The sequence below is a fragment of the Sediminibacterium sp. genome, from assembly GCF_030695065.1.
In the GTDB taxonomy this organism is placed as follows: domain Bacteria; phylum Bacteroidota; class Bacteroidia; order Chitinophagales; family Chitinophagaceae; genus Sediminibacterium.
In genome coordinates this window covers 55000-70779 of sequence record NZ_JAUYTR010000009.1, presented here as the reverse complement: position 1 = coordinate 70779, position 15780 = coordinate 55000, and the positions used below count along the sequence as shown (strand labels likewise).

Below are 15780 nucleotides of genomic sequence, written 5' to 3'. Positions count from 1 at the left end.
CTAGCGCTGCTTTTAAAATTTTCACAAAGGTACGCTTCACATGTCTTTATTTTGTGGTAGAATTTTGAATAATGGCCATACAGCAATTTACCTGCGAATCTCCTTTGTTATTGGAATGCGGGGAGACTTTACACGGATTAGAAATAGTTTACCATACTTATGGTAATATGAATAAAGATGGTACCAATATTATTTGGGTATGCCATGCTTTAACCGCTAATTCCGATGCAGCTGACTGGTGGAAAGGATTGGTAGGAGAGGGATGCTTAATTAATCCAGCTGATTATTTTATTGTTTGTGCAAATATTATTGGTTCTAGTTATGGCTCAACAGGGCCTTTGAGTTTAAACTCAGCTAGCCATCAACCATATTATTCTCATTTTCCTTTAGTAACCATACGAGATATGGTGGCGGCACATATTTTATTACGAAAGCATTTAGGCATTCAATCTATTCAGTTATTGATGGGTGGAAGTATGGGTGGATACCAAGTGTTGGAGTGGGCGGTGATGGAGCCATCGGTTATTAAGAAGCTATTTTTAATTGCAACCTCTCCTTCAGAATCTGCTTGGGGTGTTGCGGTACATACCGCACAAAGGCTGGCCATAGAAGCAGATGCTACTTGGAGACATCATACTACAGAAGCTGGTGCTGCTGGATTAAAAGCAGCTCGTGCTATTGGTATGCTCACTTATCGCAATTACGCTACTTTTCAAGAGAAGCAGACAGATCCTGACCCGGAAAAAATAGACGACTTTAAAGCATCTTCCTATATTAATTACCAAGGTCAAAAATTAGTGAATCGCTTTAATGCTTATAGTTATTGGTTACTTACTAAAGCAATGGATAGTCATCACTTAGCAAGAGGCAGAGGAGGGAATTTAATTGCTGTACTACAAAGTGTACAACAACCTACTTTAATCATAGGAATAAGTTCTGATATACTTTGTCCTGTAGACGAGCAACAATTCATGGCTACTTACATGCCTAATGCTTCATTAGAAATAATTCATTCCACTTATGGACATGATGGATTCATTATTGAAACACAACAAATTACCAATTTGCTAAAACCCTTTATTCAGTAAGGTTAAAGAGGATTATATTTTTTCACCGCTTCTTGATAAACAGTTGCTTTATCTAAAGTCATTTTTTTGGTTTGTTGCTTCACATACATGTCCATTTGATCGGTGTAATGCGGAGAATCCTTTCTAGCAGAAGCTCCATATACATTCAAGCTTTCAATGATAGGGCCGTTTTTAGTAAAGCGAACCATTTCAATGTATGCGTCACCTTGATTTCCCTTATACATCCCATCTTTATATGGTATAGAATACATGGGGGCTAATACATCCGGTAAGCCAGGTAAAGGTAAAACTACATTTCCTCTAACCAGTTTTTGAATATCTCCCAATTGCAAATTGGTTCTGTTGAAACTCGCCAACATTTTTGTTTTAGCAGCTCTCATAATTTCTACTGCCTGATCTTGGGTTATTGTTTTTTGCTTCAGGTAAATTGCTCTATTGTCATAAACAGTATGAGTAATCATAAAAAAGGTACCAGCTCCAATGCTTTCTGCATCGGCAATTTTATCCCAAGTTTTTAGTTGTGTAATTAAGTCGGCTATATCAGTATACTTTAATTCATCCAACATAAATAGGGTATCAATATTATAAGGAAAGTAAAAGTTGGATGGAAACTGTCTACTGAATTTGATTCGCTTAAAGTCTTCGTAACTCACTTTGTTCAGGGGTTTGAGCATTTCTTCAAAACGCTTGCTGCGATTGTTTTCTAGGGTCTCATATCCCATAGTAATATCAGTTACAATCGGATTCTCAGGGCCTTCCGTTGAATGAAAAGGCGAGTGGTTGGTATTGTATACAAATCCAGATTTTGGTTGTAATACTTGTGGTAAGGCCTCTATTGGATGTAACTGATTCCACAATGTAGCACTGGTATTACCGGGTAAAGTGGTTTTCCAATTATAGTTTTTATCTCTGATTGGAATACGTCCATTACTGATATAATAGATGGTATCGTATTTATCAGCATAAACAATATTATAACCGGGAATGGCTTTCATGTTTACTGCCGCTTTAAACTCAGTAAAATTTTTGGCTTTATTAAAACGATACCATTGTTCTAGTCCTCTGATATCCATTTGAGCGGGCATTCTGATGGAGAAAGTGCCTCTGTCTGTAATAATGGTTGGGCCATATTTACTCCAATACGCTTTCTTTTTTACATTGATTTTTAAACCCGCAATTTTTACTTTTAATTGGGCCACTCTTTCTTCCAATATTTCCCATTTGCCGTCTAGTTTATATTGCGTTTTGTTTTCAGGATTTATTTCTAATTGGTATACATCTAATTTATCAGGCTCGTTTACCGTATGGGCCCAACCTAAATGCTCATTTACTCCATGCAATATAGATGGAGCACCCGGGAAGTTTGCCCCCAATATATTCCATCCTTCTTCACTGCTTAAATGGGCTTCGTAAAATGCTACAGGACCTTCTAAGGGTTGATGGGCATTGATATTTAAATAGACTTGTCCGTCGTTTGTTTTGTTGCTGTTAAAAGCAAATGCGTTGCTTCCCTGCGTTTTATAATTTTCTAATAAAGGGATGGTGCCACCAAAAATTGCAGCCAATGCTTTATCAGCCCCTGAAAGCACACAAAGTTGTAAAACAGAGTACTGCACCATGTCTTTGGGGGTAACGGGGAATATTTTTTTGAGCAATATTTCTTTGGGGTGTTTGGCTGCGTATGCATTCAGGCCAGCGCTATATCCTTCCAATAGTTTTTTAAAGTCGGGTGCTAAATCCGATTCATAGCGTTCTTCAACTAGTTCAGGAATACGCAACAAGTGAACAATATAATCGATGGATGCGCCCTTTTTCCCTTGGTATTGAGCCAGCATGGCTTTGCCCGCTAATAAGGATTGTTGTATGGTAGTAAAATCGTCTTCCGCATGCGCCCAAGCCAGGCCATAAGCCACTTCAGGATCTGTTTTTCCGAAAATATGGGGAACGCCGTATTTGTCGCGGATAATATCAATTTTGGCAGGATCTATTTGAGCCTGGGTTTTCAAACCAATGGCCAAGCAAACTATTAAAAAGACTTTTGGAAGCATATATCGTTTTGTATTTTAACAAATCTAAGGGTATAAGGTTGATTGAACTAAAATCGGCTCAGCATGTTATCTTTGTAAAAATGACCAACCATGGGAATCTGGAACCAAATTCAACAATACCTATTTATAAAGAAAGCTGATCCTAATGCACCTAAATCTACTTGGATGAAATACATGCATGGTATGAATAGGATTTCACTAGTGATGTTCTTATTAGCTGTCATCTTTATTGTTGTAAAGCAGGTAGTGATACCAATGTTTCGCTAGTTTATTATTTCATAAAATCCATAATATGCAATGCTGCATTCTTGGAAGCATGACCACCTGCTGATAGCAGTTGATAAAGTTCTGCATATTCTTTCTTGAGCATTTCTTGTTGTTTACCATCCTTTATAAGGGTATTTAATTCTTGAACTAAATTGGAAGTGTTTAGTTGATCTTGAATTAACTCTTTCACAATTTCTTTGTTCATAATTAGATTCACTAAGGAAATGAATTTAATTTTAACCAAGCGCTTTGCAATTTGATAGCTGATATTGCTTCCTTTATAACATACAATTTCTGGTACCCCAAATAAGGCAGTTTCTAAAGTGGCAGTTCCGCTGGTAACCAATGCTGCACTGGATTGCATCAATAACGAATAAGTACTGTCTTTCACTACCCTTACATTATTTTGGCCTAGTAAGAATGGTTCATAAAAAGCATCATCTTGCCCTGGTGCTTTAGCCACCACAAATTCATAATCAGGAAAATGTGGAGCTACACTTAACATAATCGGAAGTTTTTTCGCAATTTCTTGTTTACGACTCCCAGGTAATAAAGCCACAATTGGTTTGGTTTCCAATTGATGGGTTGCTTTAAATTGTTCAATTACTTCAATTAAGGGATGGCCTACGTATTCTACTTCCCAGTTCCATTCTGCTTTAAAATAGTTTTTTTCAAAAGGAAGAATACATAACATTAAATCGATGCATTGCTTCATTTTTTTTACTCGATTGGCTTTCCAAGCCCATACTTGAGGTGCAATATAGTAGACCACTTTAAATCCTTGTTGTTTGGCCCATTCAGCAATTCTTAAATTAAAGCCTGGATAATCAATTAGAATGAGTACATCAGGCTGAAAGCTTAAAATGTCTTTTTTGCAAAAGCTCAAATTGCCTAAAATAGTGGGTAAGTTTTTTATCACTTCCGAAAAACCCATGAACGCTAAATCTCTGTAATGCTTTACCAGAATGGCTCCTGCGGTTTCCATTAAATCTCCACCCCAACACTTTATTTGTGCTGAAGCATCTTTTATTTGCAATTGTTTAATCAGGTTGCTGCCATGTAAATCTCCGCTGGCTTCTCCCGCTATTATGTAGTATTTCATGTTGAATAACTAAATAAATAGTTAAATAACTAAAAATATAGTTGTTAAACTAAAAATTTAGTTATAAGTTTACTCTTGTAAATGTACATCATGAAACCATTAACCAAAGCAGAAGAGCAAATAATGCAATCTATCTGGAAGCTAGAGACCGCTTTCTTAAAAGACATAATAGATGCACAACCCGATCCCAAACCCCATAGCAATACCATTGCTACGATTGTAAAAATTTTAGTAGATAAAGGATTTGTAGGAGTGAACCAAATAGGACGTGTGCATCAGTATTATCCAATTGTTACAAAAGAGGAATACTCTTCTAGCACCATTCGAAATTTAGTAGAAGGTTATTTTGAAGGGTCTTTTTCCGATGCAGTTTCCTTTATGGTAAAGCAAAAAGACATCAGTGTAAAAGAGCTGGAGTTGTTATTGCAAGAAATGAAAAAAACTAAAAAATAATTGTATGCAAACCACCATTTATTATTTTCTTCAGGTAGTTTTTTGTTCTGCTATTATGATAGGATATTACTCGCTTGTGCTGCGTAATAATAAATTTCATCAATACAATCGCTTTTATTTGTTGGCGATAGCAGCACTTTCTTGGATTGTTCCTCTAATAAAGATTCACTGGAATGAGACCAGTTTTTCAGAAGATACTAATATTTATTATTTACTTTCTGCAGTTGCTGAGAACAATACCCAACTTGAATCTAGTTTCAAGTTGAGTTGGTATAATATTAGTTGGCAGAATGGATTAAAGCTGTTGTATATAGGTGGCGCGCTGCTATTATTGGGCAGTTTAATGGTGTCGATGTTTCGTATTTATCAATTGTACAAATCGAATAAAACCAGTTCACTTGGGCAAATTGATTTAGTCATCACGAATGCTAAAGGAACCCCATATTCCTTCTTCAAGTATATTTTTTGGAATGAAGCAATTGACATTACCAGCACAACTGGTCAACAAATTTTGCAACATGAAATTACCCATGTAAAAGAGAAGCACTCTTACGATAAACTATTTGTACAACTCATTTTGATTGCAGGCTGGTTTAATCCATTTTTCTGGCTAATCAAAAAGGAGCTACATATGATTCATGAATTTATTGCAGATAAAAAATGTGTAGACAGTGGTGATACTGCATCATTGGCGCAAATGCTACTTACCGCTGCATATCCCCAACACCAATTTAGTTTAACCAATTCCTTCTTTTTTTCACCCATCAAAAGACGTATAGCCATGTTAAGTAAACAGCCCACCACCAAATTCAGTTATTTAAGAAGACTGATTGTGCTACCATTATTAGCCATAATTGTAGTGCTGGTAGCTTTTAGAAATAAAGAGACTACACAACCCATATCTGTAGAATCGATTATCAATAACATTTACAAAGATATTGCTGGTAAATCTACTCCCTCCGTTGAACCCCTCGATATCGATTTGGAAAAAGACTATACCATTGTAATCAATGCAGGGCACGGGGGTGCAGATAAAGGCGGGTTGGGTATTGATCGAAAATCGACAGAATCTATTTTAACACTAGAATTGGCCAATACTATCAAGTCCTTAAATCAAAATTCACGCTTAAATCTAGTATTCACTCGAAATGAAGATGAAACACAATCAGTTGCTGAAGTTGCAGCTATTGCTAATAAAGCCAAGCCTGATTTGTTTGTGTCTTTACATTATAATAATGCCAATAAAAATGCTCAACTCTCTGGAACTGAAATCTATATTGCTAGCCCTGCTAAAACCAATCGCTACAATAGTCATTTACAATTTGCCAATGAACTTGCGAATCAATTGGATGATTTAAATATGCCATTTAATGGCATTAAAAGTAGAAAGGAAGGGGTTTATGTTTTGCAAAACATCAATTGTCCAAGCATTCTAATTGAAGCTGGGTATTTGTCTAATCAAAAAGATTTAAGTAAAATTACTTCAACCAATTTTAGAGAATCATTGGCCGTAGCTATTTTGAATGGTATTCAAAAATATTTAGCGGATAAGGAGAACAATGTAATGTTAAATGATACTACATTTCCTAAGACTGATTCTGTTAAACTGGCTGTAAAGAAAATTGAATCTGTGCCAGGTAAACAATTATTTGATTCTGCACAATCAATTTCGTTCAGTAAAGGCTCTGATACTTGGGGTACTGGCTTAAAATTACTTGCGAAAAATGGACAAAAGCCGCTGGTTATTTTAAACGGGAAAAAAATAGAATTTGAAAGATTAAATGAGATTAGTCCGAACGAAATTGAATCCATTAATGTGCTTAAGAATGAAGCGGCAAAACTAAAATATGGGACAGAAGGAGGTAACGGTGTTTTAGAAGTATTTACAAAAGGGGCTAATCTTAAAAGTGTTAACCCATCTCATGAAAAAGATGGTAATGACAGATCTGGGATAAAGTCATTCATGCTTCGCAACAAAGCGGTTTCAAATGTTTCATGGAATCATCAATACAAAACCATGGAAATCAAGTTAAAAGATGGCACTGAAGAAAAATATATGCTCAATAATCAGTCTAGTATGAAAAGAGCTGAAGCGAAGTATGGTAAACTTCCAATTCCTGCGCCTCCACCACCAACTTCTCCTTCAGGTCGTCCTGTTCATGTTAAAGAAGAGAGCTATGATAAAGTATTTACCAAATCGGAAGTTCCTGCTTCTTTTCCTGGCGGTAAAGAAGCTTGGCAAAAATATTTAGAAAGAAATTTAAATAGAGATTTGCCAGTAATCAATGGGGCGCCTCCAGGAACATACACCGTTATTGTTTCATTTATTGTTGCAAACGACGGTGGTATCAGTAGTGTAAAAGCAGATAATGATCCCGGATATCAAACTGCAGCAGAAGCCGTTAGGCTAATCGTTAAAGGGCCTAAATGGGTTCCAGCTAAACAAAATGGAAAAACAGTAACTTCAAAAGTAAAGCAATCGATTACTTATATGGTTAGTGAAGATTAACTAAACAAACCATTTAAAGCCAAGGGAGATTAACGCATACACACAAGTTGCAATAAATACTCCCTTGGCTGTTTTGTCTTTTTGCTTATTGATGTAAACGGTAAATACAATGGCATTGGCAATTAATGCAATGCTAATGATACCACTCAGCAAAGATTTTTGGAGCATCAATACCTGAAAGAATTCATTCAAAGTAAATAAGCTAAACTTCCAGTAGTAATAGCCGAATAAGCCAAATATGGGAGCAATGAATCCCAATAGCAAACCAAAACCAAATTGATCTTTATTCAACAGCATTAGAATTTCCAGTTTTTTTCCAACTGCTTTTTTAATTCGTAGTTGGTTAAGTCAAATTGAACAGGTACTACACTTACATAATTATTTTTTAGCGCCCAAACATCGCTTTCCTTGCTCTTGTCGAAATTCACAAACTCTCCAGTTAGCCAAAAATACTTACGACCATGGGGATCTTTTCGTTCGTCAAATTTCTCTTGGTATTTGGCATAAGCCTGAGAGCATATTTTGATTCCGTTGATTAGTTCCGCTTTAACTTTAGGAATATTTACGTTTAAGCAAATATGCTTATCTAATTTTTTGCTAGCCAATAATTGTTCTACTATGATTCTGGCATACTTTTTTGCACCTTCAAAGTCGGCTTCAATACTAAAGTCTAATAAACTAAAGCCAATACTTGGAATACTTTCAATAGAAGCTTCCAATGCAGCACTCATAGTACCTGAATAAATCACATTAATGGAATGATTGGCGCCATGGTTGATTCCACTTATACAAATATCTGGTTTGCGGTGTAATACTTTGTCTACAGCTAATTTAACGCAGTCTACTGGGGTGCCGCTGCAGCTATAAGCTTCTACATCTCCAAAATGGTGCACTTTATGCAAGCGCAATGGCTCTCCAATTGTAATAGCATGTCCCATACCGCTTTGAGGTTTGTCTGGAGCAACTACTACAATCTTCCCTAAACCTTTTACTGATTCTACCAACGCATGAATGCCTGGTGCGGTAAAACCATCGTCGTTGGTTACCAATATAATGGGCTCTTCTTTCTTCTTGCTTGTTTTTACTTTAACTTTGGCCATACTGCAAGGTACGATAAGCTAACGCCTATCTTTTCTTTTTCGTTGTTGTAATTGTGCTAAAAAATTTAAACACAGGGTATGCTACTGGTTGGGTGCTAATTCCTTTGGTGTTTAGATAATGGTCAAAGAAATTCCAAGTTAATAGACCATCATCTGATTGGGGTTCTAATGCATAAAAGATGAGGTTGGCCAATGGTTGAGCTAGGTCTACCAAATAATCTCCTTTTTCAGCTGTAAAATTTTTTGCAACAAATTTTCCTTCCGCAGAAGCCATTTGATGCCCTTCGAATTTTCTTGTTGCTTTGGTGAATTTTTCAATCATGAACTCTTCTCCTTTGAACTCGGTTTTTTTCTCCATCTTTTCTACTATTGCGCCCATCATTTTCAACTGTTCAACTATACTGTCCATTGATGCTGGAATAATATATCCTCTTGGTAAAGTAGCATTTACGGTGTCTTTAAAATCGGCATAATAGTTCACTTTGTCTATATGGGTAATTCGGCCTGTTTTAACGATGCTGGTATTACCATCTTCTTTTTTGAAAGGGATGTAATCATAAGTTCTAAAGTTACGTATGCCCTCTAGTGTAGGAACCATTTTAAATCTTACCCCCTTAGAAACCAACCCTGCATTGTTGCGTACGTTTTCAATAGCGTTTTTTTCTGCTTGTTGGTTTATTTGAATAATTTCCGCCGCATTGTTATTGCAAAACAATAAGATCTCTTTTACAAATTGGTAAGTACTATTGATGCGTTGATAAAAACGCTCATGTGCAAAAGATTCACTTAAAATAGACATTCTATTTCTTAATCCAATTTGATTGATAATATATCTTGGATGATGATTGTAAGTGTAAAAGTTTTTTACTGGCCATCCTTCTCTGGTTGAAAAATCACCAAAGGGTCCAAATAATAAATCATTTTTTTTCTTTACTTGGTCTGTAATAAATGGTAGAATGGTGCTATTGGTATAATGATAAGGTCCTGGTTCTCCTGCAGATAAATATCCTGGAGCCCATGTTAAATCATAGCCATGCCAGGTTCCATTGGTGGTATGTAAGTCTACTACCATTTGTGGGTCCCATGCATTCAAAATATTGGCTACCATGGCTCTTGTTTCAGGGGTTTCCATCTTCATGCCATCTCTATTTAAGTCGAGCCCTTGTCCGTTTTCTCTGATACCTGTTTCTAGGGGGCTATTTTCTTGAGACGGCCTTAATCCCTTCGCAAATTGGTCGTTCCCATCTGTATTATAGATAGGAACAAATACGATGATTTGTTTGCTGAGTAATTCAGATAAATTTCCCAATAAGATATCACGCATTAACATCATACTCACTTCTTTTCCTTCCACTTCACCACCATGTATATTTCCTTGTATGTACACAACTGGCTTACCTGATTGCTTGGCTTGTTCAGGATTGCTAATGGCCGGATTGGCTAAAACTGCAAAGGGAATGTCTTTTCCCAATTTGCTTTTTCCTATTGAACCCACATGAATAAGCGGGCTTATGTTTTTGATGGTATTTAAGAACTGCATTACATCGGCATGAGAAGAAGTTTTCTCAAAATTGGATTTTTCCGGCGTAATCATTAACGTTGCTGGAAATGATGCAGGTTGTTGTGCTATTGCATTAAGTGAAACGCAAATAGAAAGTATAAAAGCTATTTTTTTCATGATTGTATATTACACATGAAAAGTACTGCAAACATTTTTTAGAATCGACTGGAAAAAATAAAAATGAAAATAAATTTGGAAAAACTAAAAACTTTAGTAAATTGCACTAAAAGTATTAGTTATGTCAAACGCTGGAAAAAATTTACGGTATCTGCGCAAACTGCGGGGCTGGACCCAGGAAGAGTTTGCCAACAAGCTAAAAATTAAGCGCTCCTTAGTAGGTGCTTATGAAGAAGAAAGAGCTGAGCCAAAATTAGAAGTAATGGAACAGGTCTGCAGTATTTTTAAGCTTACGCTTGAAGACTTTTTATTTAAGGACCTTGCTGAAACTACTGGGGGGTCTTATTTAGATAGAAGACGCCAATTAAAAATGGTTGCTGAGTCCAATGAAATTCGTTTTGTTCCCGTTAAAGCAGCAGCGGGTTATATGACTGGTTATGCAGACCCTGAGTTTGTTGATGAATTGAATACTTTTACTTTGCCTATGTTGGCTCCTGGTCAGTATAGGGCTTTTGAAATAATGGGTGATTCTATGTTGCCTACGCCAAGCGGAAGTGTTATTGTGGGTGAAAAGGTAGAAGACCTAGATGATTTAAAGAACAGCAATACTTACGTGGTTTTATCTAGAAATGAAGGAGTTGCTTACAAGCGTGTAATGAAGAACAATCGCTTGAAAAATAAAATAACTTTAATAAGTGATAATCCGCAGTACGAACCTTACAACGTAAGCGCAGAAGATGTGTTGGAGATTTGGAAAGCGGTATATATTTTACAAAAAGCCAATGCAGCACCTGTTTGGGATGTAAATCAATTGGCGGGAATGGTGAATAATTTGCAAGAACAAGTAAGTACGCTTAAGAAGAAGCTTAACTAGAATGAGTAAAGACCATCAATATAAAGTAGCTGTTAAGTGGACCGGTAATTTAGGTACTGGAACAAGTAATTATAGAAGCTATTCTAGAAATCATTTAATTCAGGTGGAAGGGAAACCTCCCATTGAATCTAGTTCAGACCCTGCATTTAGGGGTGATCCCAATCGGTATAATCCAGAAGAAATGCTGGTAGCTGCTTTGTCTTCTTGCCATATGCTTTGGTACCTGCATTTTTGTGCGGAAGCTGGAATTATTGTCACTTCTTATATTGACCATGCAGAAGGTACTATGGTAGAAGACCTCTCGGGAAGTGGAAGGTTTACAGAAGTAATATTAAAGCCTTCCATTTCATTGGCTAATATGCAAATGATGGATCAAGCAAATGCGTTACACGCTAAAGCCAATCAATATTGCTTTATTGCTAATAGTTGTAACTTTCCCATAAAACACCAAGCAGTTTATAGTATTGGTTAGTCGTAGAAGTTGGCAGCCAATCTAAATGTATTACAATGAGCTTCAACAATGGTTCTAAGGTCGGGTGAATATCCACCTCCTAACGCCACCGTAACGGGTATTTGGTGTTTTTTTAATTGCTCAAATACCATTTCATCTCTCTGTTTGCATTCGTCAAGGCTAACTTGAAGTTTGCCAAATTTATCTGTGTTTAAAATGTCTACTCCTGATAAATAAAATGCAAAATCTGGTTTTACTTTATTGATTAGTTGGGGAAGTGTTTCTTGTAAAATGGCTAAATATTCCTGACCGGTAGTGCCATCTTTTAATCCTATATCTAAATCGGAATTTTCTTTGTGAAAGGGGTAGTTGTGCGCGCCATGCATGCTGAATGTGAATACTCTTTCTTCCTTTTCCATCAATTTAGCAGTTCCATTTCCTTGGTGCACATCTAAATCGATGATCAAAATTTTTTTGCTGATTTTTTGCTTCAATAAATAATTAGCTGCTACAGCCATATCGTTCAATAAACAAAATCCTTCACCTCTATCAGCAAAAGCATGGTGGGTTCCTCCTGCAACATTCAGTGCAATACCTGATTCTAATGCATAAGAACAAGCGTCTATTGTTCCCTGTGTAATGATTAATTCTCTCTGAGTTAGTTCTGGTGATTGAGGAAAACCAATTTTTCTTTGTTCCGAAGGGCTTAATTGTTGATGCAATAGTTTATTTAAATAGGCTTTATCGTGAGTGTATAAAATAATTTCTTCTGCGCAAACACTAGGAGCAAAAAAATGATTGGCGGTATAGGTTCCTTCGTACATCAATTGTTCGGGTATCAATTGATATTTTAACATCGGGAATCGATGGTTCTCGGGTAATGGATGGGCATAGATGGGGTCAAATGCTATTTTGATCATGCTAGTTTAATAATAGTATCGTTTGCAATAGCATATACCTGGTCATGTTTGTTGGGCTTCACAATTGCCAAACCACTGAACTTACTAAAAGCAGGTAGTATGCATTGATTTTTTGTAAAATAAAAACAAGGGAAACGAAGCGATTGTTTGCCAATACCTTTCATGTTTATTCCTGGATGAAGATGTCCTGAAAAGACAAATGAATGCTCATTTAGTTGGTTATGGTTTTCTGCAGGATCGTGTTGGAAACTAAATTTACCTATTTTATAAAAATGCTCAATTAATTGGATGCCTGCATTTTCGTACCAATTATTTCCAAGAATATCGTGATTCCCTTTGATTAATGTGATTTGTAATGATTCAAAATCATTTTTCCATTTTAAAAATAAGTTGTGCTCCTCGTTGTTGGTACTATGAAAAAAGTCACCTACTACTAGTATTCGTTCGGGTTTTAATTCAGATGCAAGACTAAAAAATCGTTGTAAATCTTCTTTATAAACTTGTTGTGGCACTGCTATTCCACTTTTTCTAAAATGACCGGTTTTCCCAAAATGGGTATCTGAAACAATTAATGTTTTTTCCTCTTCCCAGTAAATACTTCTTTGAGGTGAAAGCCAAAAATGTTGGCCAAGAACTATATGAAGTAATGGAATACTCATTGGCCACTAAGATAATTGTTGTTGCATTTTTTTAATTCGGTCTTCTAGTTTTTCCGAAGAAAGATTATTTCTATTTAAGCCATCTACCACAATGGGGAAGGAGAGGGGAGTTAGTTTTTTAGGAAAACGCAATACAATGGTACTCTCTTCAATTCTTTTTAAAGCTAATCTTAGCCTTACTTCATCCATTTGTTGATCTAATACTTCATTGTATGCTTGCCTCAATAGAATATTGTTTGGATCAAATTCTTCAAACACTTTAAATAATAATGCGGCAGAGGATTGTAAATGCCTTGCTTTGGTTTTTTCTCCTGGCATACCCTGAAAAATTAGTCCTCCAATTACGGCGATATCCCTGAATTTTCGTTTGGCCATTTCTGTATTATTAATACTCTGCTGAATATGTTGTAATAAATGGTTGGCACTAAATAATTCGTGAACATTACTGTCATCAACAGGAATAGGGGAATCACTTAATAATTCAAATCCATAGTCGTTCATTGAAATGGAAAAACTCATTGGTTGAATTTGAGCAATTCGATATGCTAAAATTGCACTCAATGCTTCATGAACTTGCCTCCCTTCAAATGGATAAACCAATAAATGATATCCATCCTTATCTTCAATTTGTTCAATCAATATTTCATTGTGTTGTGGAATATGTGATAATTGTTTTTGAAGCAAAAATAGTTGCGTTAAACTTTTAAGTTCTACTCCTGCACTGGGTGTTAGGGCTTCAGAAAAAGTTCTTCTTAATACAGCCCCTAAATTTGCAGTCAAACTCATTCTTCCACCCATCCAAGCAGGTATCAATGATTTTTTAGCAGATGATTTTTTAACTAAAACAGTCATCTCTTTTATCATTACTAATTCTACGTTTCTACCAGCTAATGTAAATACATCTCCTGGACTTAGTTTACTAATGAAATATTCTTCTATAACACCAATATATCCCCCACTTAAAAACTTTACTTTTAGCATTGCATCGCTTACAATGGTGCCAATATGCATTCGATGTCGCATAGCAATTCTTCTATTGGTAATTTTATATACGCCTTCAATAGTTTCTACTTTTTTATAATCATCATACGCCTGTAATGCATTCCCTCCAGTTGTAATATGCTGCAATAATTCTTGCCATTCCTGTTCTTGAATATCTGCAAAGCAGTGTGTTGATTTTACTTCTTCAAATATCTTTTTTGCAATAAATCCTTCTCCTGTTGCCAATGTGCATAGGTATTGTAATAATACATCAAAACAAAGAAGTAGGGGAGTCTTACTTTCTACATTGCCTTCTTTAAGTGCCGATTTTAGTGCGGCAGCTTCTACTAATTCTAAACTATGCGTTGGTAGAAAATAGATTTTACTGATTTCACCTGGTCTATGTCCACTTCTTCCAGCTCTTTGTAAAAAGCGGGCAATGCCTTTGGGTGATCCAACTTGAATAACTGTATCGACAGGTCTAAAATCTACCCCTAAATCTAAACTAGCCGTACACACTACTGCTTTCAGCTTCTCAGTATGTAAAGCATCTTCAACCCAAAGCCTTAATTCTTGTTCTATGCTGCCATGGTGTAATGCAATGGCTCCAGCTAATTCTGGTGCAACTGTTAGTAGTGTTTGGTACCAGGTTTCACTCATCCCTCTGGTATTGATGAATATGAGCGTGGTTTTGCTTGCTGCAATTATTGGAATGAGGGTATGCGCAAGTTTGATACCTAAATGGCCTGCCCAGGGGTATTGGTCAATTTCTTCGGGTATAATTGTATGAACTTCAATTGGTTTGTCAATTTTCGCTTTGATGATGATGCCTTCTTTTTTTAAGGGAGCAAGCAAAACATTTTTTGCTTCTGCTAAATTTCCAATGGTAGCACTAATGCCCCATACTTGTAATTCATTAGTACAATGTGCAATTCTGCTTATGGCTAATTCTGTTTGTACACCTCTTTTACTTCCCATTAATTCATGCCATTCGTCTACTGCAAGTATTTTTAAACTACTAAAATAATTTGGATAATTTTTTTGTGTTAAGAGTAAATGCAAACTCTCAGGAGTAATGATCAATACTTCAGGCATTTGCTTTTTTTGCTTTGCTCTATCGGCAGTGGATGTATCCCCATTTCTTATTGCCACTTTCCATTGTACCCCTAATTGTTCAATTACTTCTTCCATAGCCCTCCCAATATCTTTGGCTAAAGCTCTTAGTGGGGTAATCCAAAGTATTTGTAGCCCATTATTGTTTTTCTTTTCCCAATTGATTGGATTTGATTGAATAAACTGTATTAATGCACCTAAGAAAACAGAATAGGTTTTTCCACAACCAGTGGGTGCATTTATTAGCCCGCTTTGGCCATTTAGTATGGCTTTCCAAGCTTGTTCCTGAAATTCGAAAGGAGTAAGTTGATGTTGTTTAAGCCACTGATGTATAATATCATTTCCCTTGTTGGCCTGCATTTCCTTTATTTGAATTTCTGCATCTATCACTACAATATTTTACTTCAGCCCAGCTCTTCTCCCATTTTTTTCTCCAAGTAAATGGCTTGCCACAAGTAGCACAGTTCTTTTGGGGTAAGTATGATTTATTTCCTTTATTTCCTGCCATACTTAATGTAACAGTTTCAACACTAAACA

15 protein-coding genes are annotated in these 15780 nt (G+C 36.1%); 6 read left to right on the top strand and 9 right to left on the bottom strand.

All coding sequences use genetic code 11. The annotated features are described in order from the left end of the window. Positions 1-71: 71 nt before the first annotated feature. Entirely contained in the window at positions 72-1088 is a 1017-nt protein-coding gene (gene metX / locus Q8S25_RS02520) for a homoserine O-acetyltransferase (protein WP_305534551.1), read from the top strand. Positions 1089-1090: 2 nt separating this feature from the next. On the opposite strand, the gene Q8S25_RS02515 is transcribed toward metX, so the two are convergent. Next, entirely contained in the window at positions 1091-3136 is a 2046-nt protein-coding gene (locus Q8S25_RS02515) for a penicillin acylase family protein (protein ID WP_305534548.1), read from the bottom strand. A gap of 90 nt (positions 3137-3226) precedes the next feature. Between Q8S25_RS02515 and Q8S25_RS02510 the strand changes: the two genes are divergently transcribed. Continuing rightward, the gene (locus Q8S25_RS02510) at positions 3227-3403 is read left to right on the top strand and encodes a DUF6728 family protein (RefSeq protein ID WP_305534546.1); all 177 of its coding nucleotides are present in this window, start codon (positions 3227-3229) and stop codon (positions 3401-3403) included. 4 nt (positions 3404-3407) lie between these two features. Here Q8S25_RS02510 and lpxB read toward each other — a convergent pair whose 3' ends face one another. Continuing rightward, positions 3408-4505: a lipid-A-disaccharide synthase gene (gene lpxB, locus Q8S25_RS02505; RefSeq protein WP_305534544.1), complete on the bottom strand. Its 1098-nt coding sequence runs from the start codon at positions 4503-4505 to the stop codon at positions 3408-3410. A gap of 90 nt (positions 4506-4595) precedes the next feature. Here lpxB and Q8S25_RS02500 point away from each other — a divergent pair, with 90 nt between their 5' ends. Both Q8S25_RS02500 and Q8S25_RS02495 read left to right on the top strand, forming a co-directional pair. Continuing rightward, positions 4596-4958, top strand: coding sequence for a BlaI/MecI/CopY family transcriptional regulator (locus tag Q8S25_RS02500; RefSeq protein WP_305534542.1), 363 nt, complete (start codon positions 4596-4598; stop codon positions 4956-4958). A 4-nt stretch (positions 4959-4962) separates the two neighbouring features. Beyond that, complete coding sequence (locus Q8S25_RS02495) at positions 4963-7467, top strand: N-acetylmuramoyl-L-alanine amidase (protein WP_305534540.1); 2505 nt, start codon at positions 4963-4965, stop codon at positions 7465-7467. Here Q8S25_RS02495 and Q8S25_RS02490 read toward each other — a convergent pair whose 3' ends face one another. The 3 genes from Q8S25_RS02490 to Q8S25_RS02480 are packed head-to-tail and all read right to left on the bottom strand — an operon-like array spanning position 7468 to position 10245. Continuing rightward, positions 7468-7764 carry a hypothetical protein gene (locus Q8S25_RS02490; protein ID WP_305534538.1) on the bottom strand — a complete coding sequence of 99 codons (297 nt, stop codon included), beginning with the start codon at positions 7762-7764 and terminating at the stop codon, positions 7468-7470. It lies immediately after the preceding gene. Further along, complete coding sequence (gene surE, locus Q8S25_RS02485) at positions 7764-8567, bottom strand: 5'/3'-nucleotidase SurE (RefSeq protein WP_305534536.1); 804 nt, start codon at positions 8565-8567, stop codon at positions 7764-7766. Before surE ends, Q8S25_RS02490 begins: the two co-directional genes overlap by 1 nt. 25 nt (positions 8568-8592) lie before the next feature. Further along, complete coding sequence (locus Q8S25_RS02480) at positions 8593-10245, bottom strand: M14 family metallopeptidase (RefSeq protein ID WP_305534534.1); 1653 nt, start codon at positions 10243-10245, stop codon at positions 8593-8595. Between the two features lie 121 nt (positions 10246-10366). On the opposite strand from Q8S25_RS02480, the gene Q8S25_RS02475 reads away from it, so the two are divergent. Both Q8S25_RS02475 and Q8S25_RS02470 read left to right on the top strand, forming a co-directional pair. Then, a complete protein-coding gene (locus Q8S25_RS02475; RefSeq protein WP_305534532.1) occupies positions 10367-11119 on the top strand; it encodes a LexA family transcriptional regulator in 753 nt (250 codons plus the stop codon). Position 11120: 1 nt separating this feature from the next. Beyond that, the gene (locus Q8S25_RS02470) at positions 11121-11591 is read left to right on the top strand and encodes an OsmC family protein (RefSeq protein WP_305534530.1); all 471 of its coding nucleotides are present in this window, start codon (positions 11121-11123) and stop codon (positions 11589-11591) included. Here the strand turns inward: Q8S25_RS02470 and Q8S25_RS02465 are convergent. The 4 genes from Q8S25_RS02465 to Q8S25_RS02450 are packed head-to-tail and all read right to left on the bottom strand — an operon-like array spanning position 11588 to position 15751. After that, positions 11588-12490 carry a histone deacetylase gene (locus tag Q8S25_RS02465; protein WP_305534528.1) on the bottom strand — a complete coding sequence of 301 codons (903 nt, stop codon included), beginning with the start codon at positions 12488-12490 and terminating at the stop codon, positions 11588-11590. The genes Q8S25_RS02470 and Q8S25_RS02465 overlap by 4 nt on opposite strands. Further along, complete coding sequence (pdeM, locus tag Q8S25_RS02460) at positions 12487-13149, bottom strand: ligase-associated DNA damage response endonuclease PdeM (RefSeq protein ID WP_305534526.1); 663 nt, start codon at positions 13147-13149, stop codon at positions 12487-12489. The genes Q8S25_RS02465 and pdeM overlap by 4 nt, the downstream gene beginning before the upstream one ends. Before the next feature lie 6 nt (positions 13150-13155). After that, a complete protein-coding gene (locus Q8S25_RS02455; RefSeq protein ID WP_305534524.1) occupies positions 13156-15603 on the bottom strand; it encodes a ligase-associated DNA damage response DEXH box helicase in 2448 nt (815 codons plus the stop codon). Continuing rightward, positions 15581-15751, bottom strand: a complete 171-nt coding sequence (locus Q8S25_RS02450) for a DUF2256 domain-containing protein (protein ID WP_305534522.1) — start codon at positions 15749-15751, stop codon at positions 15581-15583. Before Q8S25_RS02450 ends, Q8S25_RS02455 begins: the two co-directional genes overlap by 23 nt. Between the last annotated feature and the right edge of the window lie 29 nt (positions 15752-15780).

Bases quoted from the DNA above. Each gene is read 5' to 3' on its own strand.
- metX (WP_305534551.1), top strand. From the start codon at position 72: ATGGCCATACAGCAATTTACCTGCGAATCTCCTTTGTTATTGGAATGC.
- Q8S25_RS02515 (WP_305534548.1), bottom strand. From the start codon at position 3,136: ATGCTTCCAAAAGTCTTTTTAATAGTTTGCTTGGCCATTGGTTTGAAA.
- Q8S25_RS02510 (WP_305534546.1), top strand. From the start codon at position 3,227: ATGGGAATCTGGAACCAAATTCAACAATACCTATTTATAAAGAAAGCT.
- lpxB (WP_305534544.1), bottom strand. From the start codon at position 4,505: ATGAAATACTACATAATAGCGGGAGAAGCCAGCGGAGATTTACATGGC.
- Q8S25_RS02500 (WP_305534542.1), top strand. From the start codon at position 4,596: ATGAAACCATTAACCAAAGCAGAAGAGCAAATAATGCAATCTATCTGG.
- Q8S25_RS02495 (WP_305534540.1), top strand. From the start codon at position 4,963: ATGCAAACCACCATTTATTATTTTCTTCAGGTAGTTTTTTGTTCTGCT.
- Q8S25_RS02490 (WP_305534538.1), bottom strand. From the start codon at position 7,764: ATGCTGTTGAATAAAGATCAATTTGGTTTTGGTTTGCTATTGGGATTC.
- surE (WP_305534536.1), bottom strand. From the start codon at position 8,567: ATGGCCAAAGTTAAAGTAAAAACAAGCAAGAAGAAAGAAGAGCCCATT.
- Q8S25_RS02480 (WP_305534534.1), bottom strand. From the start codon at position 10,245: ATGAAAAAAATAGCTTTTATACTTTCTATTTGCGTTTCACTTAATGCA.
- Q8S25_RS02475 (WP_305534532.1), top strand. From the start codon at position 10,367: ATGTCAAACGCTGGAAAAAATTTACGGTATCTGCGCAAACTGCGGGGC.
- Q8S25_RS02470 (WP_305534530.1), top strand. From the start codon at position 11,121: ATGAGTAAAGACCATCAATATAAAGTAGCTGTTAAGTGGACCGGTAAT.
- Q8S25_RS02465 (WP_305534528.1), bottom strand. From the start codon at position 12,490: ATGATCAAAATAGCATTTGACCCCATCTATGCCCATCCATTACCCGAG.
- pdeM (WP_305534526.1), bottom strand. From the start codon at position 13,149: ATGAGTATTCCATTACTTCATATAGTTCTTGGCCAACATTTTTGGCTT.
- Q8S25_RS02455 (WP_305534524.1), bottom strand. From the start codon at position 15,603: ATGCAGGCCAACAAGGGAAATGATATTATACATCAGTGGCTTAAACAA.
- Q8S25_RS02450 (WP_305534522.1), bottom strand. From the start codon at position 15,751: ATGGCAGGAAATAAAGGAAATAAATCATACTTACCCCAAAAGAACTGT.